Genomic DNA, 432 nt, shown 5'->3' with positions numbered 1-432 from the left:
AACGCAAGGTGCCCCAACCCTGATGTTCGGTGATCAGCCGGTCGTGGACGTCGTATTCGAACTCCAGCGGATGGTCCTGGCCGTCGTCGACGCTGACCAGCCGGCCCAGCCCGTCGTAGCGGTACTCGACCTTGACCCCGTCGGGCAGGGTCTTGACCAATAAGCGTCCGGCGCTGTCACGCTGGTACGCGGTGATCAGTTGCGAGCCGTCATCGCCGAACTCGGTTTTCGCCAGCAACTGGCCATTGAGGTCGTAGGCATACGCCGTGCGCCGACCGTCGAAGCCGCTTTCCTGACGGATCAAGCCGTTCGGCGTGTAGTCCAGCCGATAACGTTCGCCGACTTCGTTTTCGATCTCGGTGAGCAACAGCTGCGCGTGGTCGTAGCGGTACTTCAGTTCGCTGCCGTCGGGGTTGATCCGTCGGCTGACCA

Annotated in this window: 1 protein-coding gene; it reads right to left on the bottom strand. The window is 62.5% G+C overall.

Annotation, left to right across the window (positions count from 1 at the left end):
* A partial coding sequence (locus tag ACW9JC_RS30400) for a hypothetical protein (protein WP_457459688.1) occupies nt 1–432 on the bottom strand: 432 nt, incomplete at both ends.

The organism is Pseudomonas sp. SDO5591_S426 (genome assembly GCF_054070755.1).
This window is presented reverse-complemented; position numbering and strand designations above follow the sequence as displayed.